The following is a 24,697-nucleotide window of genomic DNA, read 5'->3' as shown; positions in this document are numbered from 1 at the left end:
CTGCAAGTATCCCAGATTCTTTGTCTTGCTTATCGTTATTGCTGTTTGGTTAAAAACTGTCTCTTTTTCGGTGAATGTTCACCATCCCAACCAGCCCCATGACAAGCACCATAGCTAAAATCCACAGCAGGGTCTGATACGTTCCGATATTCCCGCTGGTTTGTGGCAGCTTCTTCACAGGATCCTTGGCAGAAGTACCAGGGGCGGGAGTATCCCCCTTCGTCCCCGATAACCCTGGACGATCACTGACCGCACTGGATTTCGGATAGATATAAACACCGTGTAACGCTTCCCCTTGTTGTTGCGGGAACGGCAGCTCCACAATGACCGGTTCCATGACTTCCAGCAACTGCTCATGTTCTTGTTCAACAATCTCATACATCCCTTGAGCGAGACCAGTGACGCTGGCCATGCCCTTATCGTCCGTCGTTACGGTAGTCGTGAAGGCACCTTCCCCTTTTAATGGTTCGAATCCTGTACCACCTTGCATCGAAGTAACCCGGGTGATGCTGTAGGACACACCTTTCATCGGTTCCAAGGCTTTACCTTGTTCGTCAGTTACCTGATCTACCTTGAGTCCATCTAAAGGAAGGGCATGAATGGTTGCGGCATCTTCCACCTTGTATTTCTGAATGTGGACATTGTAGCCTGATTCAGTATCAGTTGCAGGTTCTTGTCCATGTACAGGCACCCCTTGCATCAGATACGACAGAGAGAGAATAAGAAGCAGCGCTATACGACTTAATTTTTTCATCTTACTCGCCTCTTTCGTCTCTTAATTGGGTGAAATTGATGGACGATGCCCAGCATACCGATCAGCATCAGGCTGCCCGCAGCCACTAAAACAAGTTGCATGGCTTTGTTTCCACCCGTAAACGGCAATAGAGTCGCTCCAGAATCAGAAACATACACCTTCACAATATAATTGTATTTGGGAACATTCACTTTGATTGGCTCTTTAATCAATTCATAGCCAGAAGGCGCTTTGGTTTCCACCAGTGTATAGTCCCCTGGAGGGAGACCGGTGTATTCTAACCAGCCATATTCATCGGTCGTCGCTGAGCCGATCTTATCCGCTGGCTTCGTACTGTTTCCTTCAAACAAATCGAATTCTGCATATTGTAACGGTGTAGCGGTCTTTTCAATTTCTTCATCTGACAGATGCCCATCTCCATTCCCATCAACTGCACTACCCTCAATATATTTAAAGAGTCGAATCGTTGATAAACGAGTGAGACCTGCGTTGACATCTGTCACATGATGGACATACTTACCGGAACCAAGGGTGGTCGGCAGATCCTTCAATTCAGGCTGCGGATACTCTGGTGTCTTATAGTCGCTTGGACTAGCTTTGGAGTTCTTAGTCATATCTGAACCAACCAATTGCTTAGTAACGATCACGACCTTTGAAACAACTAAATCTCCGACAATAAACTCAGCTAGGTATTCGCCTTCTGGCAAATCTTCGAACAGGTACTCGCCTCTGGCATTGGTCTTAATTAAGGAGTCTCCGCTACCATCAATGTACGAATCTCCTCTTAAGCTCTCTTTGACCAATTGTTTTTTATACCCAGTGTTGGTTTTACTAGTTCGATAAAGCTTAACCGGAATATTAGCGACAGGATCTTCTGCCGAACCGTCTTCTTTAGTTCCAATCAATCCGTCATAGTCATCGTCATACCAGACATAACCTTTTAAATCTCGGCTGTAGACTCGGGTTTGAACAATGTTACTGTATACTGGCAATTCCAGCTTGCTGTTAAAGGCTGCTTGATTTCTAAACAAATCTCCAGCCATGTGTCCGGTTGGCGCTAACGTGACTTCGAAGCTAACCTTTTCGTTTACCCCTATTGAAGCTACCTTTGCCATAATCGCTTTGGCATTTTCATAGAGTTTTGGATTCCCACCTGATGGGAATGCTACTAAACCTGGTATTGCAGCATTCGGATTCTGATTTGTCGGAACAGACGAATTTGTATAGAAGAAGCTTCCTGTCCCCTTAGTCATTTTAAGATTTTTCACTTTGTACGACCCATTGAAATCAGAACCACGAACAGTATCCCCATCAAACGGCAATACATCTAAGAGATTCACATCCACTAGCTTATCTGAACTATTATTTTCCAATTCGATAGTGTACGTAATATCTGAAGATGCCGAAGGATTCGCTGCATCTTTCGCACCGACTTCCAACAACTCTTTATCCACTGTTTTTGTCAGTAAAATTTGCTGTATTTGATAAAGATCAATTTCTCCTTCTGACTCTCTGACTCTTTGTGCAGAAGGATCTTTTTGACTCGGACTTCCTTTCACCCATATTTCACCGACAGTATGGGCTTTGGCCTTAGCTACGGATTTATCATCAAAGGATAAATCCTTAACTTCAGCGCTTGTAGTAAAGTTTACCTCTGCAATATCTCCCCTCGCAGGGTTTAGATTATCAAGAGTAAACACAAGCACTGTAGTACCATCTGGTTTCTTCGTTACCGAAACATTTGAAGCCGCAATTTTATTTCCTAAACCATCTACTGCAGAACCCACATCATAATCAATTCCCTTAGATAAGGTAGTAGTTAATCGGACAGTATGAGCGGTGTTTCCACCATTGATGTTCCCATTGACCTTCCACTTGATGGTTTCATCTGTCGGGTAAATTGGCTTTTCTGGCGCCGTAGTGGTCGTAATCGAAACACCATTTATGAAGAAAGTATCCCCATAACTTGCCATATCTCCAGCTACATTAGGAACTACCTCATTCTCATCTCTATCGTACTTGGCAAAGTGCCCGCCTGTTTTGGTCCCTGTGGAAGAAAAGATAGATGGCGCATATGAAGTACCTACATCTGGTCTTTGCTTCTTAGTTCCATTAGAAAAGTTAACAAAAGAAGCCATTAGTAGAATATTCGGATTTCCGGAAGCATCTTTGTGACTACCAATTGGCCCAACGGCTGTCACAGGTAAAATGACACTGTACCCATACGGTGTATAGGTAGGAGTAGTTACTTCATCTTCAAGTTTACATGCAGTTATTTCCCTTGATCCCACCTCAGCTGCTTCGACTGTTGGGTACCAAGTATATTCGGCATCAAGTTGAGCTTGTGTTCTGTATGCGTTGCTGATAGGAACCTTAGATGTTTTAACCCCATAAGATATTTTTTTAGCCTTTGTGTAAACTGGCCTGCTAGAATCAAACTTTGCCGAATTCCCATTCCAGCGTACGTAGCTCACCGCATTTTTTACTAAGTGACAATCTGTTGAAACAGATAAACGTCCGACTGCAGTGAATTCATAGCCTTTATTTACTCTTGCATCTCCTGCAGCATTCCAAACGCTGCTTGTACTACCTAAACTTACACCATTATCACTAAGGTTCGCTGGGGGATTATACGCCCATAAAGTATGCTGCGAGAATCCTTGTCCAGCTTTCGTACGACTGTATTCAACAACCGTATCTCCAGAATGACTATTTCCTTCATACGAAATATTGGATACTTCGATCTCAGAATTGAAGACCCCTGTACCTTTGTTGACAATGTACAAATTGTTCCACTCAGTCAAAAGACTCACTGATGCAAAAACATGATTATTTTTACTAACAGCAGTACCGGACATATTATAAGTATAGGGATTCCACATAGGTTCATAATTTTCAATACTGACTTGAGTGTCACCAGTTAGACTTACATCTCCTGTATCAAAAACACCAATATTCGATTTGTCCACTGCTGTTGGTTCAGAAAAGTGAACATCCTGATACTTCCCGAAAGGAATCTGATCGCTTAAAACTGCTTTGTTTACCTTCAGTGTTCGCCCAGTAGCCTTGTGTAATCGCCAAAACCAATCAGCAGAATTATCACTCATTGTTCCTGATGTTCCAGCAACAATCTGAACTGGGTAAGCATGACTTGTAGAAGTAGCTGATCCAGTTGGAACAGGCGTTTTTGAAGATGTATTGGTCACCTGATACGTGTTGCTCTTTGTTCCTAAAGTAAACTTAATCGCTCCCGTTGGAAAAGTGGATCCACGAAAGTCGTATTTACTTCGTCCGCTTAATTCTTTCAGCGAAATATTGACACCAACACCTACAACCTGCCAATTATTTCGAGTCGCTGCAGACCAAGTCCCACCTGAAACAGTACTGGCAAAATCAGCTTGCTTGCCCTTAACAAGTTCGGGTTTTATGTTTGCTTTTGCTGATACTTTTGTATCTTTTACTTTTAGTTGACTCAAATTAGTTTGATCGTATTCTTTATTAATTGTTTCTACAAATCCAGTAGACTCATTTTTGGCACTAATAATCGTAATCTTTAGTTTGGGTTTGATCACAGTACCATGTTCAGCACCATAGACATTTACAAACATTGGGACTAAAATTTGTCCATTTGAATTGATCGTAGAACTCAGATACCCCTTAGCAGTTTGAGTGCCATCTGCTTCCGGATGCATTGACGTATTTTCGTGTGCAACTACTTCCCAGTTAAAGCGTTTCTTACCAGCTGAATCCAATCCATAAGCTTTCGGTACTTCCATATCTACTCGATATTGAATTTCTGAATACTTGATTCCAGGGTCTGATGCTTCTAACGAAAATGAAAGCAGATATAGATTTGAATCAAATGACCGAACTAGATCGTTGGTTTCTCCAGAATCGTAGCCTGGACCATCACTTGTATCAAACTTCGATGTTCCTGTACGCACAGTTACTTTAGCATTTGTCACTGAAATAGCAGAGGCTGCTTTTGTTCCTCGCTTTGCCTTTGCTTCTTCAGCCGGAATTTCAATTGGCTTAAAGGATTCTTCTTCTACATAGGCTCTTTTTTCAAGCTCTTCAATCGTTTCGCTTCCACTCAAAGGCTCTGGTTCGTTTTTTTTCTCTTCTGGCTCCGCAGGTTCTTCTGGAGTATTTATTTCTTCTGACGTTTCTTCCACTTTAATAGAAATAAAATTGAACAATTTATGCTTCCTTGCTTGTTCCACATTTTCAAGTTCAACCGTGGATTCTTGACTATCCTGTTCCCTAGAAAAGGTAACCGTTTCAGTCTTATCCTTCAAAAGCTTTAAATACGTAGTGACTTTTCCAGTTTCGGTATCGGATACTCGAATCAGCTCACTAGACAGCGCTCTTTTTTCAGCCTCATCATTCTTTTCAGAAGTATCCGTTTCCTCTGGTTCACCTTTCAATACAGCAAGTTCATTTTCTAAATCAAACTGTGAAGACAGTACTTCTCTAACTGGAAGTTCCCGCGAATCAGGACTTGGTGATGATAGACTGACGTGCTCATTTTCAACGAGCCGAAAAAGTTGATTTTCTTTTGCAGTCAATTTTAAGTTCACGGAATTTTCCAAAATACTGGTATCTTTTCCGGTGATGTCTTCATCATCCTTTTGAACAGTCAATTGGGTGGAAGAATCATCCGCTCGTAATAAATCCATACTAGATATTGAATAAACAATACCTAGTATGAATAGGATAGGAAGTAGGATGGCGACTACGTGCTTTATTTTTGTTTTTTTCCGCATTGTCTGCCCTTCCTTTCTGCCTTCATGTTACGCTGCGCGACGCTTTTTATCGATTGCGATGGCTACTGTACCGATTGTGATGGCTCCTAAAGCGATTGCTACAAGAAGCATAGTGCCTGTTCCACCAGTAAATGGCAGGTCTGTTTTAGGATTATTGATTACTGTTAATTCAATTTCACCATCGTCTTCAGTTCCTGGTACTGGTGGGATAGTTGTTGGTGTGCCTAATTTAACTGTTACTTTCTTAGGATCCTTCAACAATTCGTAGCCAGTTGGTGCTTTTGTTTCCACTACCCAGTAGTCTTTTTGGATCTTGTCATGAGACCATGTTGCTTCTGTTGGGTCACTTGGATCTTGTTTGCCATCATTCGCATTTGGTCCAGCTGTATTATCAGTAAACCAATCTAATTTCAATCCATCAAATTCAGCAATCCCTGGTTTCGTTGGATCTTCCCCTGCTGTTGCTTTTAGGAAGGTTACGCCACCTGGCAACGTATCTGCTGTACCAAATTTGTCTGTATCTTTTTTGTATGACTTGCCATCGGAAGCTAAGAAGATGCCTTTTTCGGCGTTGTCTTCATTTTCTGCAATATGGAATTCTGCGCCGTCTAATGTAGTTGTTCCATCAGTTTTTACCTTTTTGATGTCGAATCCGCCATTGTAGTATTCTGGTTCATCACTTGTGCCAGTATCAGGTGTTCCACCAGGCAGCAAGTAGTCGATGGTGTATTTATTAGAGATCATTCCGTTAAAATCTTTGTTTGTGTTTACTTTGTAAACCACTTGAAGTTTTGGCAGCTCATCGACACCGATTTTTTTCATTCCGGCTTTAGTTAAGCTAACGACAACTTTTTTCTTCGCACCTTCAGTTAGATCTTGTACTTTAGCTGGAGGTGTAATTGTTGTACCGTCTAAGGTAACGGTATATTCTACCCCATTAGTTAGTTTCACCTTAGTTCCAGTTTTATCAATAGTGTAAACTTCTGCATCATCTAACAATAGATCCTCACTGATTTCATCGCTTACTTTGAAGTAAGAAGCATAAATTTCAGCATCTTTCGCAAAAAATGTATCAGTTGGTGTTGCGGTTGCATCATCTGGATCTATATAACCTGTGACAGTCATATCTCGTGGAGCAATCGCGAATAACCCATCAGGTAATTCAGTGGTTGCTTCCCATTGGAAAGAATTCCCTGCTTTGATTGAGTAGCCTTTTCCGCCTTCAACTGTTTTATCCAATTTAGTATTAGTTACAATATTTTTCGGATAAACATGCACGTCATAGATCAAGCTTCCTGTATCGTCCCGCTTTGTTTGAGGGATATAAACGAAGAATGGATCCATTGGTTTGGTTACCTTAATACCTGGTTCAGCAGCAGTTGGTGGTACTGCGGTTGGGTCTGCTGGTTTTGTATAGGTATAGTTGCCAGATGCATCAGGAATTTCACGAACAATATAAATCCCATCCGCAAGCTTCTTATCAGTTGCCGCTAGACTTTTACTTACATCAAATACTAACTTACCATCTGAATCAGTTGCCCCCTTATCGGTAAAGGCATTGGTCGTATCAACTTCCCAATCCGTACCTTCGACTTGTTTCAAAGGATCGGTTAATTCTGCCGAACCAATTGGTTTGATTTTGATGATTTCAAAATTAACATCTTGCATCATTTTTTTGCCAGCAACGTTCGGCGCTTTACTCGGATCAGGATTAATACCGTCTCCACGCTCACCTAATTCAGCCGAACTATTGATTTCATATTTCCAAAGTGTAATCTTACGATCCGATGTATCATCTGAAACCGGATTGTTGCTAATGTCTTGATCAACCGCATAAGCTGCACTCCCAGCACTTAATGCTACGCCTCCCAACATCGTTAATAACCCTAAACTAACCGCTACCTTGCTTATCCATCTTTTTTTCTTTTTCATAATAAGCTCCTTCTCTATCCTTTTTTTGGTTGACTTGCTATAATTTAATTAGATATTTTGCGGATAATTGACGGCGAGGTCGATTTTCTATCCTTGTTTCTTTTTCTTTAGCACTAAACCCTTATTCAATACTAATCGTTAATATCTAATTAAAAACCTAAACTGTTCTATCTTTGCGATAGACATCCCCCCTCCAATGACTTATTACGTGGTATTCATGATTGTTGGCACAAGCAGAATAGTCCGCAGATTTTTCCTGAACTGTTTAATTCTAGGAAAAAGCCGATACAATCAGGGTTTCATAGGTCATTTGACGGCGAATGGACGGCGTATAAATCCAAAACAACTCTCTTAATTGAAAGAAAAACAGCTTATAAAATAACTGTTGTTATCTAAAAAAGACAAAAAAGCTCCCCCAATGGAAAAGCTTGGTTTTTTTAATTTAATTTTCATTTTTAACTAATAATAGCTTTCCCCTTTATTCAGATCATTTAACTTAAACGCAGACTGAAATAAGACTAGATCATCCAGCCCATTTCTAAGCGATTCAACATTTTACGCCGCTCAGTTAAATCAGAGCCTGTATAGATATCTAAAGTCATTTGCGTGGATGAATGCCCCAATAAAGCACTGATTCCCGCAATAGTTCCCTGTTTTTCCAGCAGGCGAGTGGCAAACGTATGGCGTAATTTATGAAAATGACAGTCTTGAATCCCCGCTTTTTTGCAAATTTGTTTGAAATGATACGTAATTAGACGCGGCTCCATCGGATGATCCTTCACCTGAAAAACAAAGGATTGATTCTCTTCCTGTTTCAAGGAAAGCAACCATTTTTTTACCCCACCAGCTAAAGGAATGACGCGTTCAGAAGCTCTTGTTTTAGGTCTTCCCAATTGCAATTCAGTGCCTTGTCCCGCCGTTAGAATGCGTTGATAGGTGTGACGTACATGGATCAAATTGGCCGAAAAATCAATATCCTGCCACTGCAAAGCAGCCAATTCACCAATACGCATCCCTGTTTGCAGAGCAAGCAGTACAGGCGCACCATTTATCTCCTGAGCAGCAACTTTTTCTATCTTTCGCTGTTCTTGAACGGTTAAGGGTTCCACCTTTTTGTTTACTTTTGCCGGTAGGCAAATCTCTTGGCACGGATCTTTTTTTAGGTACCCTTCTTTGAACGCTTGGGTTAAAAACCGTCGAATCATCTTGAAAACTGCATGGATCGTGGTACTGCCCAATGATCCTTTCTCCAGAGTCTCCACCCAGTTTTGAATGGTCCGCTTCGTCAATGTACGAAGGGGTTGTTCGCCAATATAGGGCAATGCATATTTTTCAACTTTGTATTGATAGGTTGTCAAGGTTGAGGGTTTGACTTGATCCTGTTTCTGTTGGATGCAGTACATCAACCAGTCCTCGACACTTCCTGAGTACTCTCCTTGATTTGCTTGAATCTCTTGATAGTTGAACTTCAATTTCAATAAAACTTCTCGTACTTTTTTGAAGGTCCGACGGTAGACATAGCCGTAATGAATCTTACCATTGGCTTTTCTTCCTTTGATATACCGCCCTTCCCAACGGCCATCTTTTCGTTTGTAAATATTTTCTCCTCTGCGAGCCATGTAAAACACTCCTTTAATTTGATCGTATCCTGATTCGATTTTTTGACGGCTTAATTGACGGCGAATAAAATCAAAGAAATCCTAAAAATACAATCCTCCAAGGTGCATTTTATTTCAATTCAAAAATAGAAAACACTTTGTCTTTCGTTTTTCTATCCAAAAACTTTAATTTATAAAAGAATATTGACGAAATTTTTCCAATATACTATAATTCGAATAGAAAGAAATTATTTGTTTTTATTAGGTTTTTCCTAGAATTAAACAATCAAAGAAAATCAACGAACGATATATTTAGGCTTGAAATAAAAAGGGATCAAGCTTTTTTATATTACAACTAAATCGAACACTTTTCACCTTTTCATTATATTTTTCATTCAAATTCGTTCTTTAGGTCATCTATCAGCAAACGATTGCTAATTTATAAACATAATTACGATCCTGTTTTTTAAAACCTCATAATCCTAGAAATTATTTCGACTTTAATCTTGTGACAAAAAACAACCATTTCTTTAGCTGAAAGACCTACTTCTTACTAGTCTCATACTTAACAATTTTATTTTTCTATGTACTTTGCTATGTTTTCTGATAGCTTATTATTTATTCCCGAAACTTACAAAAGCACTTTAATCCGCACATAATCCTCGGTTATCTTTGTACCTTCTTATGCTTTTTTAATTCGAATTGTATTGCTATATTTCTGATACTTATTCTAATTTCCGACTTCTAGTAGGATTTTTTTTTGAACAAACTGATACTTGCATGTCTTTAATAGGAGACATTATTTCTTAAAAAAAAATCCCGAACTCCGAAGAGCCCAGGATGTTTGTTAACTATAGTGTTATATTACTTCTTGACTCAGCAAGGCTTCTAAACGAGCAAACTGCTCATCGGTAAGATAGGGCGAATAGGCACTTAGTAGTGCTTGACGTTGTGTCTCATCTAATTCTGACATATTTGCTTCAAACTGCTGGTAAACCACCTCAAATTGTTCGTCCGACAGCTCTTCTATCTCGTCCTCTCCCTGAGCAACCTCACCAGCTACACCGCTCATCGCTTGCGGTACAAAGAGATCATCCAGTTCTTCAGCTGGAACAATGTCCTGCTCTTTTGGAATTGAAATAGTTGTCTTCTTTTTACTTGGAGTGAGTACTACTTTCATCGTCATCTTCTGTTCTGAATCCCGCATCTTTACAGTGCAATCGGTCTTCAAAGTTTTTTTGTTTATTTTCATCGTTAACGTCATATTGTGTAGACTCTCTTCAGTATCTGCACCCAAATCAAAGCTTTTAGCTATTTCTTCCAAATCCTTGCTGCTAAAGGTATGAGAAACGGTCTCGCCCTCACTCTTAAAGCTGTCTTCCTTAGCTCTCCCTAATAATTTGTTCATTTTACTTCTGACTTCCTTAGGCTCAAGCGTAGCCTTGTCGTCATCAGCTGCTTTCATTTCTTCTGGATCAATCGCAATGTATTTTCCTTCTAAGTCATTTAATTGCTCCTGATCTACTTCAGCTGACCTGCCAAAGCTGTCCATAAAAGTCAGCATCCCGTCAATAAACGAAGTAGAAAGATAGACTTCATTCCCTTTTCCAACCATTTCAATAGGCATCGTGTTATCAAATGCTTTTACATCCGCCTCAAAACGAAAGCTCTCATCCTTGGCATTGTACTGATAGTCCCCATTGACTGACATATTTTTCAAGCTTTCACTTAACATGCTGGCCCAAGCTGCTCCAGTGGTCTGATTCATTTGAAAATCTGTAATTGATAGCTCAAATTTTCCAGCATTGTACTCTTCACTGCTCAGTGAGTCATAGGCACTTATAAATTCTTCTTTGGGACTTTTGCTGCAAGCACCTAATAATACTACTACCCCTAGTAAAACAATCCATTTAACCCTTTTCATTTTCTTCTCCTCCAAACCTTTCTTCACTTTCTGCCGAATACGACAAGGAAAGTACACCCAACTAACTGATTCTTCTTACAGTATACCCAGTTATTGAACGTAATCAAAGCTTGCTCGACAGAAATTTATTCATAGAAAACTCCCTGCTTGAATCTGGATATAAATTAATTGGACTTTACAACAGATTAGTGTAGAAATCCTTACAAACATTCAGGACCTTACGTAACAGGAAGTTGCGTGCTTTTCTTTTAGAGTTTTCTGTCCTACATTTTCAGCAATGTGTGTGAGCATCCATTGTTGTTTTATTTCCCGAATGTCCCGATTGAACAAGATGTCTACATAGGCTCTTTTGAACTTCCTATAGAGAATTTTGCAAAGTTCAAGTACAAGTCAGCTGCTCATTTGACCTTCGTTTCTAAATTTATTTTTATACCTTAGCGGCTTAATTAATTAGAACAAAATCTGAAATTTTCTTTCTTATTGAAGCATCATTTATTTTCGAAATATAGTTTTGGACAGTAAACCCTTTAGCATCTCTTACTTGAGTATCGGCTCCATGAGCAATTAAATATTCGACAATTCTAGCATTGCCATATTCTACTGCAAATAGTAAGGCTGTTTTTCCCTCTGCATCTCTAAAATTGACATTCGAATTATTTTGGATAAGTAATTTAACTATGTCAAAATTATTATAACAGCTTGCTATTATTAACGGCGTATTCCCAGCATTATCTGTTTGCTCCACATTTGCAGCGTTCGATAGAAGAAATTTTACTATCTTCGTTACTCCTTCCGCTGAAGCTGCGTACAATAAAGTCTGACCTTCATCGTTGGTCGAATTAACAGAGCAGCCCTCATCCACCAGTAAACTTATTACATCTACATTTCTAGATTGCAGGCTCCAATAAATAATTGGTTCATTTCTGTAGGAAAGCTTTGGATTAAACTTATTTGCTAACATCACCTTTAAATTTTCTACTTCACCATTTGTAACCGCTAAAGCCAACATCTCGCCTTCAGTAATAGAATCAATTTTTTCACGATTATTTTCGATCAATATGCTTACTATTTTAGAGTCCGCAATACTGGCTGCCAATCCAAAGGAGTTTATCCTACTGCTATTTCTAAGGAATGGATTAGCATGATTTTTTATAAGCAACTTGACTATCTTCTCATCGTTATCTCGGATAGCCCAATTTAACAGGGTGTTATTGTCTTCATCCAAGCTGTTGATTGCCATGAAATAAAGATTAGGGCTATCAATACTATTTTTCAAATTTGAGTATAATTGCTGCATATTGTTTTCCATTCTATTTCCCTTCGTAATAAACTTTTTCTGAGTTAATCCCAACCAAACTTTGAAACCGTTTGATACTTGATGGTGTGTCTCATCTAATTCTGACAAATTTGCTCCAAACTACTGATACAGCATCTCAAATTCTTCATTCGTCAGCTCTTCTATCTCTTCATCTCCCTGAAAAAATTCTCCAGATATACCACTCAGATCCTGCGAGTCAGAAAGTTTATCTAGATCTTCTTCGGGAACAATATCCTGCTCTTTTGGTATTAAAATAGCCATCTTTTTTTATTTAGAGTGATTACAGCTTTAATCGTCTTTTTTTGTTCTGAATCTCGCATTTTTACAGTACAATCAGCTTTCAAACCTCTTCAGTATTTGAACTCAAATCAACACTTTTAGCTAGCTTTTCTAACTTTTTTCGGAAAGTAGATTTGTGTTTATCTTGTCTTCTGATTAGTATAGATAACCTGATACGCCGGAGAGGAATAAACGAGAAAAATACTTAACTTATTAAGTAATAAATAGAAATAAAGCATTAAAGAGTAACACTATAGTTGAAATAACAAGTAAAATGCATTTTTCTATCCTAGAACTTCTACTGAAGATAATTCTAAGGATCGCACTTGCAATAAACAGCATATTGATGGTAAGAAATAGGCTTGCGATTGCAGTATTTATGTTTGAATCATTCGGATCAATTCGTTGAGCAAATGATAGAATTACGACAACGAGGTAACAAACCAATAGACTTGTACAGACTACGTAAACAATGATTTCGATTAGAATTTGACAGCGTTTGTTGTATTTTTTGGTTTTCTTATTGATTACACGAGTGATTAAATCATCAATTGGCTCAAATATAATCGTCAACATAGCCTCTCCAAATACTCCAAAAAGGACTTCAAAGAGAACTCCCAAAAGAACTTCAAGCATGGCAATGCCTCCCCTGAAAAATTACTCATCAAGTAGTATGTTCTATTATTTGCTGTCCAGTGCAAATTATCGGTTGAATATGGTTGCCCGTTCCTCTATCACATAAAAAGAAGCTATTCTTTGATTCCTGTCGCTCACGCCATACAATATCGAACAATAAAATCTACTCAACAGTTAGGAATCAACGCGTTTTGATAAGCTTGCGAGTTATTCTCAAGCGATCTTTCATATCACTGTTTTCTCGTTAATATGTTTTGTGACAAAAGAGATGAGATCATTATTTCTCATACATAAATTTGTTTTCCAACAAACTATGAAAAATCTTAGGAGGTTTGGTAAAACCGAGAAGTTCCGCAAATCAAACTCTTCAAACTCATAGCCAAAATATATTGATCGGTTCCATTGTAAATATGGACTTCATCATTTCCAAGTGTAATTTGATCGACTTTTTTTGTTAAGTTGATAGGATCGAATACAGAAGATGCTTTTTAATCTGGTGTATCTTTTTAACAAAAAAACTTCATGTAATTTATAGTTGTCCTACTATACATACAGTACGCTTAATACACCTTATCTTATTTTTTAATGTAGTCATTGTTTATAGAAAAAACATTCTAGATTTCAAAAAGTATAAGATGCTTGATAACTTATTTTTAAACTTTGGATTGTAACCACTATTGATTCAGCAAAGATTCCAAACGGGCAAACTGCTCATCATTAAGATAAGATGAATAGGCGCTTAGTATTGCTTGACGATGTGTCAGATCTAATTCTGAGAAATCTGCTTCAAGCTGCTGGTACAGCATCTCAAATTCTGCATCCGTTAACTCTTTTATCTCTTCATCATCCTGAACAGCTCCACTATGTACACCGCTCATGATTTGAGGATCAGAGAGAATACTTAATAATTCTTCAACTGACATAATATCCTTCTTCTTTGGTAATGAAAATGAACTATCCGCCTTGTTTTTACTTGGAGTGATTATTGCTTTAATCGTCTTCTCTTGTCTCGAATCCAACATTTTTACGGTACAATCAGTTTTCATCGTCTTTTTATTAATTTCCAATGTTAAAGTAGTGTTAAGCATATCCATTTCAAGGTTCCTACCAAAATCATTATTTTTATCCGCTTTTTTTGTATTTTCTTCGTTAATAGTATGAGAAATAGTGTCTCCATCAATTTTAAAGCTCTCTTCTTTAGCATCCTTCAGTAAATCATATATTTTATCCCTAACTCTACTAGAATCCGGCATATTCTTATTATCTTCAGCTGCTTTCATTTCTTCTGAAAAAAGTTTAATATATTTTCCTTCTAAGTCATTTAACTGCGGCGGATTTACTTCAGTAAACGTATCAAAGCCATACATGAAGGGTATCATCTTTTGAATGGATGAAGCAGAAAGATAGCCGTTACCTTCTTTTCCAACTATTTCAAAAGGTACCATTTTATCATATAATATTATGTTCCCCTCATAACAGAAGCTTTCGTCTTTCTCAATGTGTTTGTAGTCCCCCTTAATTAACATGTTTTCAAAGTTTTCACTTAGTTGACTACCCCAAGCCTCTTTAGTGGTTGGATTTATCTGAAAATCTATGACCGATACTTCAAATTTTCCAGCATCATACTCTTTACTAGTCAACAAATCATAGGCGTCCATAAATTCCTCTTTTGGGCTCTTACTACAAGCGCCTAAAAGTAAGACCATTCCAAACAAAACCATTATTTTGACTCTTTTCATTTTCTTCTCCTCCAAACATGTTTCTTCCTTCTCTGTTACCTGTAAAGAAAGTGTCACTAGCCGAGTGAATAATCCCTCCATTTAGCTTTTTGACGATCTCAAAAACTCAAATTATACTACTCTATTTCTCATCAAATCAACAGACTATCCAGCTTACGATGTTTCCGAATACATCCAGAAGAGTTTTCCTTGTTTAATTAGTGATACGCAGGCTCTAGTCCCGTTCCCACTTGGTGATGGTTTTATCGTCTTGATAGCCGACAGCCTGAAAATCATAGAAGCAACTGTCTTTTCACTTTACCAAACAACTTTTTGTGATCCGTGAAATCAATGATATTCTCGTGTAATACCGCCTATTGTTGTTAGTTCAAGTCTAACAGCAGGTACTTTGATCATCTAGCCGCTTTACTATCTTATGGTAACGATTTTTAGTATGGGATGCTCAAAATCAAAATCTGAAACTAGCATAAAAAATTAAATAACTGAACGATTATATTCTATCATCAAGAATAGAAATTCAATCGTTCAGCTTTACTTCGTCTTTTCTTTAACCAGATTTTTTAGATTAGTCTCTTTTTCCTTTCTAATTTAAATGACCGACTGAGGAGAAAGTAGCGCTGCTTCTTGTTCCTCGTTTAACCAGCGTTGGTAAAAGTCTTCGTTTAGCTTGTAGCCTCTTCCCCATAAGGTGGTGATAATCTCATGGGTCATATCAGTTTGCTCAAATTTCACTTTAATTTTATTAATCAAGCAAGACAACTGGCTCATGTTGGAAGAGGTCTGTCCGTCCTCCCATAGGTATTCGCACAATTCTTTTCTGGACAATACACCACCATGACTTTGTGCCCACAATAATCGATCAAATACCTTCTTCTCCGTCTTGGAAAAGCTCTTGTGAACCTTTCTCAATACGCCAGCTGCTTCAGTGGTAACCTCACTGATTGGAAAATTCAAAATTTGATTGGCACTCACTCGTTGGTCTTCTAGTAACCTGATTGCTTCTACTAGCCCCTCTCTAAGTTCTTGTATAGTAGGACTTTTGGTAATCCAATGATGAATCCCTTGTTCCTGCCACGCAGCCTGTTCACTGGTAGGTAATGATTCCCCTACCCGAATAACTGCTAACGCGTAAAGACTTAATGTTGGCAGGAGCTGTTCAGCTTCACTATTGCTTACCGTTTCGCTGATAATCACTAGATGGAAATAGGAAATAACTGGAGACATTCTTCCTTGTTGCAAGGACTGAATCAAATCAGCCGAGCATAGAACTTCATAATTTAAATAATGAAGCTGTTGGATTAATGGTTCCTCAGATAAAACATTTTTCGTTAAAATAAGTACATGTTGCATGGGGATTCACCTTCTCTTCAAATTTTTGATGCTTTCTTCTCTTTTATAGGTGGCTTCACCTCGGTTTCTTCGGTGTCGATTAAGACATTCCACAAGATAACCAGTGTGACAACCACACAAATGACTACTTGAATCCATAGTTGATCAAAATAGGATTCGGCCAATTTAATACTAAAAATTGCCAGCAGGAAACAAATCACTAAGATGATTGCTAGTTGAACTTGTTTTAGTTCTTGTTGCACACGGTAAACAGTCTCTATCGGGACTCGTTTTTGTTGTGCCACTTGACGAACCGAACTCTTTTCTACCAATAACCAAATCATTTCACGATAAAGCTTACGTGCTTCCGGTTCTTTGCTGAATAAAGAGTAAGCATCTTTACTGCGATCTCGTTCCTTCCCGGCTTTCACCAACACTGGATGAAGCAGTCGATCATTGCGTAACGACCATCGGAAGACTTGGTGCCACTCTTCAATCGTGAGTTGGGGAAGATTGAGTACATCTAATGATAGTTCTTGTGTTTCTAACTGATCTAGGCAAGCCAGCAGCTGTCGATAATCTCGGGAAACAACTTCCCACGAAGCGATTACTAGATGATCACCTGGTTGAGCGAAATTCATTAAGGCTTGGAATTCACTTGTCGGTGAACGCAGGGCTTCCACTTCTTGCGCCCCATCAGAAAATAGTTCGTCAACTGGGTAATCCTCCAGCATATCCAATTGTTGGGTCAGTTGGTACCCGCGTGCATAGCCAAGTTTCATCGTGTCCTTCCTCTTTCTGTTGGAGTTTTTCGTTTAACATTACTCGGTTGCGGTCTTCTCGACAGCAACCGAGTCACCTTTTCCTGCAAGTCTTGTTGGCTTCGCATCAGCGAGAACAGCAGATAGCTTTGAACCAATACGATCAGGCCTAACACTAGTAATAATAGATAGACCATGTTCTGTCTCGCCTCTTTTGTTTACCTAGTTGTAATTCTTCCCAGATCATTTTTCTTGTAGTCCCAGCTGTAGGGTTGTGGATTTCTGCCAATTTCAGTTGGGCTGATATATATAGTGATAAAGTATCCATCAACCATCTCCATCTCAACTCTAGGTCGTTCAAAATCTCCACCATAGATCGCCAGGTTGCCTTGATGGTCTGCTCCCATCGGATCATTAGGGTCGTCCAAATGACGTTGAGTGAAGAAATGACCTCTATATTCATAAAATTCGGGCAAGATTAAGTTGAGTCTTAATAGATCCCCATCATCCGTCATATGCTTTGTACTTACCGCAAACATTTCAAAATCAGGAACCTCATCATTATTTTGGGACGGTATTTGTACTTGTATCAGTTGATTAGTATCTTCAGTATAGTTCCCACTATTTACGTCGAACAACGATGTTTTCAGATTCAAATATCCCTCTTCTGGACTAACTAATTGATTCTCAGGCTCCAGTACAACTTGGCGAACATGCAGCATTACCTGCCTGTTAGCATAAATGAATGCTCCCTCTTGAAAATCTTTCGTAACAGTATATTGGTCTCCAAGAGGTATTGGAGGTATCATTTCACCGTTTCGATCTCTATGTTCCAAAAATGTGAACAATTCAAAATCATTCGGCTGTGCTGTGATTTGGCCCCCTATTCTTAGCTGCTGATCGTAAAGGATGTCTCCTTGAGCAAAACGTTGGAATTGGCCAAACCGTTCAGTATAAGCTTGGATGTTAATCTTTTGAGGGATACTTGCATTCCAGCAAAAATCATTCACACTTTCTTCTCCTTCTTTTTCATGAAGAATTACTTTGACTCCCCCCTCTTGATTAACTGGATCAGCTATAGAAAAAAGTAAATTTTCTAAAAAGTTGGCTATCACACTTTGTTCATTGTTATCCTTAATTACAAACGAATAAGTATTGTAATTTACTTCGGTGGTATCGTGTGATTTCGTCCAAGTATTTGGTAAAACTAATGTGTTGTAATTATCTATACTTACATTTTTGGGAACTTGGATATCTAATACTTCCATTGTTTTATCTACGTCATCCTCTAAGGACACTTCTACTAATTGATGACGGTTTTCTGTTCGTTCGATTTCAAAATCAACTGGTTGAGTGATATCTCTGATTTGTTGACTGGCCACCTCACTCACATTGTTTGCACGATCCACAGCAACTATATGAACATATCTCCCAGAAGTATTTTTCTCTGATAACGTAAAAGTTGTTGCGGTTTCGTACCTCACTGAATCATCATTTGGTGCTACATAAAGGTCGAAATCACTAGTTTCTATTCGACCCAAAGCATTCTTTTTTGCTTCTACTTGGGCAGCTAAAGTCGAGATAGAAGAATCCGATACTTCGTAGAAATATCCAGCAATATTGCTAGTAATCGTTTCTCTCACCCTATGTGAATTTTTTACGCCATCATTCTTCGTATTCGCTTCAATGTACCATTGATATTCTTTTCCTCTGTCAGTAGCATCTACTCGAATGTTCACATTATCTTCGTCTCCACATCGAATGAAAAAATCCGGCTGATCAGGTGCTACATTATCTAAAACCGTATAATCGTTAGCATTTGATTCTTCTGTAATTTGTGCCAAGTTGTATAGAGTATTAGCAATTATTTTTCTTTCATCAGTAGTTGATTCGCCATCTATCTGCCCCGCCATATGCCCCGTTTGAATCATGCCAGCATTTCCATTTGTTACTAGATAAAAATTGGTAGTTGAATCAGGCTCCATAAAAGCCTCTGTTCCCATACTAATAGAATAATCTGTGAACTCTAGCCAAATAGTCCCATTATGCAAACTTCCGGCTACTTGTCCAAAAGTATGAGTTTGTGGAATCTCAAGTTCCATATCATCTTCAAATTCGTGAGGATATTTCATTAAATAGCCATTGTTTATAATAGTAACTTTTTTTGAGGATGGAAAACCTTCTTTCTCCTCATATTGGTTTCTCAATCCAATCCCTAAATACTGAGCTAAACGATTATTTTGACTTAGATCAGCGGTAACTCCTCCCCAATTTCTCGTATTTCCAGATAGCACATCATGTCCCACCAATAATCCTCTGCCAGCTTCAATAAATTCAATAAGTCTATCCACTGCGGTTTCATTAAAAGAAACATTATTATTCGCATTTGCTGTTCCTACAAAAATAACGTCATATCGATATTCTCCCTGGGCATCCCTTAAATAACTATCGGGATTATCATTAAAATTTGACATAGAAATTGGCGTAACATTGATCAATCCTTTACCTATATCCGGATCATGCATCCACTCTTGAATCATAGTTTCATAAATCTCTGGAGAATCCGGAAAAATGTTCAAAACTTCAATTTGTTGTCCATACCTAGCAGAGCGCAGATCCCAATTGGTCCCATCTTCTGATTGATATATACGATAGCCTTCTGAACTTAGGTCAGGAATATCAGCCCAATCTAACTCAGCATAGCTCTTTTGGTCTGTACTATCCCAACGATTATCTGCGGTTAGTCGGAAATCTCCGGCAGTTACTACTTCAGAGGCTTCGATCTTTTCTTTTTTAGAAGTATCTTTATTAGTAAAAAATACAAACATTCCAGCAACAACCATCATGGGTACTAAAATTCCCAAAACGATTCGAGAGTGGTAAGTCGCTCTTTTTTTCTCCTCATTTGTCATTTCTTATCCATTCCTTTCTTTTCAACACTTATCAAATCAATGTTCTACTTGATAAAACACTCACCTCATGAGTGTTGTTTCTTCATAAATACTGGATACAGTGGGGAAACTGCATCCCTAATTTTCGGTCAATGCTTCTAATGCATTATCCACTGCTTCTAATGGTGAATCTGCTTCAGGTGTGTTTCCTTGCCACCAGGCATCGCGATAGGCAAACTGTGCACAATTGATTGTTTCCACCTTCAAGGATATCGTCAAGGTTGTCTGATGGTAGCGATCACTTAACTGCTCCGCCAGCCTTACCGACTCGAACAAATAACTTGTCCTATCTCCAGAATCCAATCGTTTGTTGTAATAGTAATACCCATCACCACCATCGATCCAATCACCTACAACCATTCCTTCTAGTTCAATACTCGTACCAATAGGTAATGGCAGAACTTGTTCATTTTGTGCATCTCCCACAATACTCTTTCGAACCTCAGGTAAGATCATGACGCGTACAAACTGTCTAATCGTTCCAGTATTTTCGATTCGTACTTCTTTAGGAATTGACTGGTCTTTGGGTATTTCGGTCATGGTTTCGTCAAAATGTTCCTCAAAAATCCTTGTTTCTACCTGTCCAACCTGAAAGTCATTTTCTTTACGATCTTGAGCAGTCATGGCTGCATACACCAGATAACTCCCTCCAATTAAAAGCAGAAAGCAGATAACACCTATCACAAGGTAAAAACGACGGTGAATTTTTCTTTTTTGCTTCATTATCCTCCGCCTCCTTGATTGCTTTTACTCATAAAAACCAAATGATCTTTGTATATCTCTTCTACTGGACTGTCGGCAATTCCCCAATCGGTTAAAATGGATTCGGTTATATCATGAGCATCCATTTCAGGCACCAGCTTGTACAAAGCACCCTTGTACTGATTGGCATAACCCGCATCTAAGGTAATACTTTCCAATAGATTGACCGTTAGATTCTCTCTTTGAGGGGTTAATGGATCATCCTTTGACTGCAAGACTTCAGAATAGTAGAAAAAACCCTCATGGTAAAACCAATAGTTTTCTTCTCCAACTGTATCGTCAGGATCATCAAAAACCTTCGCTGTTTGAAAGTTCAACTGAAAGGCAGACAAAGGTTCTGTTCTTGCCGCTCCATAAAGGTAGTCGCGATCTTGTAAACTAACGTTGGCTACGTAATGCTTCGTTCCATCAACTGAATAAACATTGCCAACCGCCCAGGTACTTGTGTCCTTTATATCAATCAACGTATCATTCTGCTCATCCAATTCATGAAGGGTCAAATTCGCATTCCCGTTTAGAAGATTGACATCCTGCCGATGATTGTCGGTCGTATCTACTTCAAATCCTACAAAAAATTCTTTAAAAGAGAGCCGGACAATCGCTGGTGTTTCCCCGTCATTCTTCACTCGAACTGCCTTCGTTTGGGTTGTCCCGGGGGCCCAATGAAAGACTTGGTTGAAGTCTTCGTCAATTCGAGCAGATAATTGTTTACGTGTCGCTTCACTACGATTCACTCGTTCATCATCAGAAGTAATCCAAGCATACGTACTGCCTATAATTAGAAGTAAACTCAACACGATAGAGAAGCAGGCAAACAGGGCTTTACTTTTAAGAAATACCCGAAATAAATGACGTCGTTTTTCCTTTTGGTTCATTCCTGCTCCTCCTCTCGGCGCTTCTTCCATAGAAACAAAACAATTAGTACCAACAACATCCCACTCAGAAACATGTACACAATTTCTTCTCCCGTTTGCGGCAATCGTTTGCCAGATCCGGAGGCTTGGGGATTGCCTCCAGTATTTGTCAAGTTACCGTGATTAGGTTCTGACCCGATTCCAGAATCAGATGGAACTGTTGGTGTTGATGAGTCGGAAGACGAAGGTTCCGTTGGCTTAGTTGGTGATTGATCCCTCGTACCCACAAACGTCCAGTAAAACTCTAACTGACTTTGTTCCCGCAGGTCTTCATTCGTCAGACTGGAGTCTAGAGTAAATGTTGCGGTTAACAGCTTATCCGTGCCATATTTACAAATGCCCAATTCCAACGGTGTCTTCGACCAGTCAAATTCACCATTGCCTAACAACGGTCCCTTGTAAAGCTCTTTCCCGTCCAGCACTAACATCATTGTGATATGCTCTTTCCATAAAACAGAGCCACTGGAGGAAAACTCTTCAACCAGTAATCCTAAGGAAAAAGGTTCTTCCAAATCCAAACTGCGTATAGTGATTTCCTTTTCATAAGTTTCACCTGGGAGAATATCCTGTAAATCAATGTAATACTCTCCTTCAGAAGTGACATAAATCCCTTCTGAATCGGCGATGACTAAACCTGGCGGTAATGTACTCACCGCTTCACTGACTACCCCGTGGCCAAAAGACAGGAGGAAAAGAGAAATGCCCAATAAACGGATAACCATTGATTTTAGGTAGTTCATACACCTCCTCCTCTCCAGTCCACATGCTTATGCTCCGATACGAGCAACCAATTGTTGCACAATTTCATCGGTATCACTACCAGTTGTTACACCATCTAAATCCCAACCAGCTGAATCCTTCAATGCTTCTTCCGTTGCTTGGATTGCTTCCATTTTCACGACTAAATCATAGGTAGCATTCGTATATTCGCCGCCCAAATCTTTGTCATAGATCAATTTTTTCAATAAGTCAGGTGTCGTCGCGCTTGGTTTCAATGGCTCAGTGAAGTAAAACCAACCATCATCTTCGTTGTAGACCCATTTAGTCGCTGCTAAAGCGCCAACTGTTGTAATATCCGTACCATATCCGATTCGAATGTGGGTTTTGCTTAAGCCGATCTTATCTGCTTGAACACCCTTCACATCGTTATCAGCCAACGGAATTTGATCCGCATCCGTTGCTGGCGCTGGTGTTGGAATGGAAGCAATTCCTAACGTTCCAATTGTGTAGTCGTAATCCACTCCATGACGATTTCCTGTGGTTCCTAGCAAAGCATGACCGGTAAGCGTGTTGTCTTTATTTGGTAAAGAAGACTTCGCCCAGTTCACCACTGCGTTTTCGTAGCCACCTGCGTAGTAACTGTATTTCAAATCACTAACTTCGAATTCCCAATCTGCCGCAGAAACAGCTCTGTCTGCAATAGCATCTGTTGGCGAAATGGTATACTGCATTGCTTGGTATTCTCCAGTCGCATATTCATGAACAACGACTGCTTCATAGCTTACTGAGCGCTCACTTGTCGTAGGATCAATCGTTAACCCACCTTTAACAAACAACTTCGTGTCTGCTTCTAATCCAGTTACTTGGGTACTTGGATCTGTCACTTCAGAAAAGCCATTCGTTGCACTGATTTTATCTGCGCTGTATTTTACAGGCACATGAGAAGTTAGTGTATTCGTAGCACTCGGATCATATTTTGCCCCTGTTACCGTGTTGTCTCCATGAGAAACAACGCCTTTGCTCGCTAAATGTTTCAATACTTCTTCATAAGAAACCCGAACAAACACATTGGCATTCCCTGTATTGGTGACACTTACTTCCTTCGTTGCTTCGGTTCCTGGAACCATTGGTTTTGGTTCCCATTTTTCATTGACGGTCACACTGTCGTCAACCACTGCAGCTGACTCCACTCGGTTAATCCGTTGTTGTTGTGACGTGATCCAGGCAAACGTCCCTGAGATTACCGCAACTAGTGCAAGCAATGCGGCAATGGCCAACAACTTTTTCTTTTTACGTTCTTTCATTTCTTTTCTCCCCTTAATTTGTATTTTTTATATAAACATTTGTATGAGACAAATGTTATATCCTTGATGGTTGGTGTGACGGATGGCTGCTCTTTTCTGGTGGCAAGAAGTACGCCTTCAATACTAGGAAAAAGCCAAAGGTGGATAAGGCACAGACTAGACACAACCAGACGTTTGTTTGTATAAAGGCTAAAAAGGTGCCCATCTTAGGGATAACAAACGTAACTTTGCCGTAAACCCGATCCGCTGCTATGGGCGGATCATTGGTTTTGTTGGCATCTCCTTTGGTAACGATGTACTCCCCTTTTTCTCCATTCAATTCATCTAGGCGTTCCACCACCCTGTGTGTTAAGTAACGATCTCCTTCGCCTACCCGAAACGTTACGACATCCCCTTCTTTGACCTCGGAACCATTCATCAACTTGACGATCACGATATCCCCTGCATAGAAGCCGCCTTTAGGCGAGTCTGCCTGCGGAGCCATCGAATCCGTCAATACCTGATAAAAGCGATGACCCAAAATGGCTGCATCGGATTTCTCACTAAAGGCAAACATTAAGGAACTCAACAGAATCCCAATCGTCAATGTGTAGAAGAACAGGTTATAAGCAAACAAAAAGATCTTGCGGTTTGTAGATTTCTTTGCCTCTTGCAAAGGCGGGACCCTTTGTTGAGTTGGTCTAGGTCGTTGCGGTCTTGGCCTCGATGGTGCCATCTGTTCTCGTTCGTATCCATAGTTATCGGGTCGCGGTCGTGAATACCCGTTTCGGTTTGGCCGTCCCCTTGGTGGATAAGAATCTCGCGAAGAGGGGACAGTACGACGTGAGTGCCCATTTTCTCGCCCTCGATTAGTTGTTCGTTGAGGTGGATAGGATCTCCGATCATCGTATTCTTCTTCGTAATAGTCATTTCTTCTAGCTGGCCTACGGTTAGAAAGAGGGCGCTCATGATACGACGATTCGTTATAATCATCCTCGTACTCTCGATAGTCACGTTGTCTCGACATAATT

The 24,697-nt window shown here is 39.5% G+C and carries 17 protein-coding genes; all 17 read right to left on the bottom strand.

Translation table 11 applies throughout. From position 1 onward, the window contains the following. Nucleotides 1–49: 49 nt before the first annotated feature. The 17 genes from IGI46_RS08135 to IGI46_RS08055 all read right to left on the bottom strand — a co-directional run bounded on the left by IGI46_RS08135 (nucleotide 50) and on the right by IGI46_RS08055 (nucleotide 24,693). Nucleotides 50–754, bottom strand: a complete 705-nt coding sequence (locus tag IGI46_RS08135; protein ID WP_429973222.1) for a prealbumin-like fold domain-containing protein — start codon at nucleotides 752–754, stop codon at nucleotides 50–52. Further along, entirely contained in the window at nucleotides 751–5,433 is a 4,683-nt protein-coding gene (locus IGI46_RS08130) for a SpaA isopeptide-forming pilin-related protein (protein ID WP_429973221.1), read from the bottom strand. Before IGI46_RS08130 ends, IGI46_RS08135 begins: the two co-directional genes overlap by 4 nt. A 114-nt stretch (nucleotides 5,434–5,547) precedes the next feature. Then, nucleotides 5,548–7,452, bottom strand: a complete 1,905-nt coding sequence (locus tag IGI46_RS08125; protein WP_429962841.1) for a SpaH/EbpB family LPXTG-anchored major pilin — start codon at nucleotides 7,450–7,452, stop codon at nucleotides 5,548–5,550. Nucleotides 7,453–7,970: 518 nt separating this feature from the next. Further along, entirely contained in the window at nucleotides 7,971–9,071 is a 1,101-nt protein-coding gene (locus IGI46_RS08120; protein ID WP_429962840.1) for a tyrosine-type recombinase/integrase, read from the bottom strand. Between the two features lie 838 nt (nucleotides 9,072–9,909). Further along, complete coding sequence (locus IGI46_RS08115) at nucleotides 9,910–10,974, bottom strand: hypothetical protein (RefSeq protein ID WP_429962839.1); 1,065 nt, start codon at nucleotides 10,972–10,974, stop codon at nucleotides 9,910–9,912. Between the two features lie 442 nt (nucleotides 10,975–11,416). Then, nucleotides 11,417–12,379, bottom strand: coding sequence for an ankyrin repeat domain-containing protein (locus tag IGI46_RS08110; protein ID WP_429962838.1), 963 nt, complete (start codon nucleotides 12,377–12,379; stop codon nucleotides 11,417–11,419). A 12-nt stretch (nucleotides 12,380–12,391) separates the two neighbouring features. Continuing rightward, nucleotides 12,392–12,553, bottom strand: a complete 162-nt coding sequence (locus tag IGI46_RS08105) for a hypothetical protein (RefSeq protein WP_207703599.1) — start codon at nucleotides 12,551–12,553, stop codon at nucleotides 12,392–12,394. 231 nt (nucleotides 12,554–12,784) lie between these two features. Then, nucleotides 12,785–13,207, bottom strand: a complete 423-nt coding sequence (locus IGI46_RS08100; protein ID WP_429962837.1) for a hypothetical protein — start codon at nucleotides 13,205–13,207, stop codon at nucleotides 12,785–12,787. 674 nt (nucleotides 13,208–13,881) lie between these two features. Next, a complete protein-coding gene (locus IGI46_RS08095; protein WP_429973220.1) occupies nucleotides 13,882–14,946 on the bottom strand; it encodes a hypothetical protein in 1,065 nt (354 codons plus the stop codon). A 588-nt stretch (nucleotides 14,947–15,534) separates the two neighbouring features. Further along, nucleotides 15,535–16,296 (bottom strand): winged helix-turn-helix domain-containing protein, encoded by a 762-nt coding sequence (locus IGI46_RS08090; RefSeq protein ID WP_429973219.1) that lies wholly within the window; start codon nucleotides 16,294–16,296, stop codon nucleotides 15,535–15,537. A 17-nt stretch (nucleotides 16,297–16,313) separates the two neighbouring features. Then, entirely contained in the window at nucleotides 16,314–17,057 is a 744-nt protein-coding gene (locus IGI46_RS08085; RefSeq protein ID WP_429962834.1) for a recombinase family protein, read from the bottom strand. Nucleotides 17,058–17,254: 197 nt separating this feature from the next. Then, on the bottom strand, nucleotides 17,255–19,948 hold the full coding sequence (locus IGI46_RS08080) for a hypothetical protein (RefSeq protein ID WP_429962833.1): 2,694 nt from the start codon (nucleotides 19,946–19,948) through the stop codon (nucleotides 17,255–17,257). Between the two features lie 117 nt (nucleotides 19,949–20,065). Next, nucleotides 20,066–20,710: a hypothetical protein gene (locus IGI46_RS08075; protein ID WP_429962832.1), complete on the bottom strand. Its 645-nt coding sequence runs from the start codon at nucleotides 20,708–20,710 to the stop codon at nucleotides 20,066–20,068. After that, nucleotides 20,710–21,624, bottom strand: a complete 915-nt coding sequence (locus tag IGI46_RS08070; RefSeq protein ID WP_429962831.1) for a hypothetical protein — start codon at nucleotides 21,622–21,624, stop codon at nucleotides 20,710–20,712. Before IGI46_RS08070 ends, IGI46_RS08075 begins: the two co-directional genes overlap by 1 nt. Further along, nucleotides 21,621–22,403, bottom strand: coding sequence for an LPXTG cell wall anchor domain-containing protein (locus IGI46_RS08065; RefSeq protein ID WP_429962830.1), 783 nt, complete (start codon nucleotides 22,401–22,403; stop codon nucleotides 21,621–21,623). Before IGI46_RS08065 ends, IGI46_RS08070 begins: the two co-directional genes overlap by 4 nt. 27 nt (nucleotides 22,404–22,430) lie before the next feature. Beyond that, entirely contained in the window at nucleotides 22,431–23,687 is a 1,257-nt protein-coding gene (locus IGI46_RS08060; RefSeq protein WP_429962829.1) for a hypothetical protein, read from the bottom strand. 55 nt (nucleotides 23,688–23,742) lie between these two features. After that, complete coding sequence (locus IGI46_RS08055; protein ID WP_429962828.1) at nucleotides 23,743–24,693, bottom strand: signal peptidase I; 951 nt, start codon at nucleotides 24,691–24,693, stop codon at nucleotides 23,743–23,745. Between the last annotated feature and the right edge of the window lie 4 nt (nucleotides 24,694–24,697).

Source organism: Enterococcus sp. AZ163, assembly GCF_050498925.1.
Classification (GTDB): Bacteria; Bacillota; Bacilli; order Lactobacillales; family Enterococcaceae; genus Enterococcus_A; species Enterococcus_A ferrettii.
The sequence above is the reverse complement of the archived record's forward strand: the minus strand, read 5'-3'. Positions and strand labels throughout refer to the sequence as shown.

Bases quoted from the DNA above. Each gene is read 5' to 3' on its own strand.
- IGI46_RS08120 (WP_429962840.1), bottom strand. From the start codon at position 9,071: ATGGCTCGCAGAGGAGAAAATATTTACAAACGAAAAGATGGCCGTTGG.
- IGI46_RS08130 (WP_429973221.1), bottom strand. From the start codon at position 5,433: ATGGATTTATTACGAGCGGATGATTCTTCCACCCAATTGACTGTTCAA.
- IGI46_RS08060 (WP_429962829.1), bottom strand. From the start codon at position 23,687: ATGAAAGAACGTAAAAAGAAAAAGTTGTTGGCCATTGCCGCATTGCTT.
- IGI46_RS08090 (WP_429973219.1), bottom strand. From the start codon at position 16,296: ATGCAACATGTACTTATTTTAACGAAAAATGTTTTATCTGAGGAACCA.
- IGI46_RS08080 (WP_429962833.1), bottom strand. From the start codon at position 19,948: ATGACAAATGAGGAGAAAAAAAGAGCGACTTACCACTCTCGAATCGTT.
- IGI46_RS08125 (WP_429962841.1), bottom strand. From the start codon at position 7,452: ATGAAAAAGAAAAAAAGATGGATAAGCAAGGTAGCGGTTAGTTTAGGG.
- IGI46_RS08055 (WP_429962828.1), bottom strand. From the start codon at position 24,693: ATGTCGAGACAACGTGACTATCGAGAGTACGAGGATGATTATAACGAA.
- IGI46_RS08070 (WP_429962831.1), bottom strand. From the start codon at position 21,624: ATGAACCAAAAGGAAAAACGACGTCATTTATTTCGGGTATTTCTTAAA.
- IGI46_RS08135 (WP_429973222.1), bottom strand. From the start codon at position 754: ATGAAAAAATTAAGTCGTATAGCGCTGCTTCTTATTCTCTCTCTGTCG.
- IGI46_RS08115 (WP_429962839.1), bottom strand. From the start codon at position 10,974: ATGAAAAGGGTTAAATGGATTGTTTTACTAGGGGTAGTAGTATTATTA.
- IGI46_RS08095 (WP_429973220.1), bottom strand. From the start codon at position 14,946: ATGAAAAGAGTCAAAATAATGGTTTTGTTTGGAATGGTCTTACTTTTA.
- IGI46_RS08075 (WP_429962832.1), bottom strand. From the start codon at position 20,710: ATGAAGCAAAAAAGAAAAATTCACCGTCGTTTTTACCTTGTGATAGGT.
- IGI46_RS08105 (WP_207703599.1), bottom strand. From the start codon at position 12,553: ATGGCTATTTTAATACCAAAAGAGCAGGATATTGTTCCCGAAGAAGAT.
- IGI46_RS08085 (WP_429962834.1), bottom strand. From the start codon at position 17,057: ATGAAACTTGGCTATGCACGCGGGTACCAACTGACCCAACAATTGGAT.
- IGI46_RS08065 (WP_429962830.1), bottom strand. From the start codon at position 22,403: ATGAACTACCTAAAATCAATGGTTATCCGTTTATTGGGCATTTCTCTT.
- IGI46_RS08100 (WP_429962837.1), bottom strand. From the start codon at position 13,207: ATGCTTGAAGTTCTTTTGGGAGTTCTCTTTGAAGTCCTTTTTGGAGTA.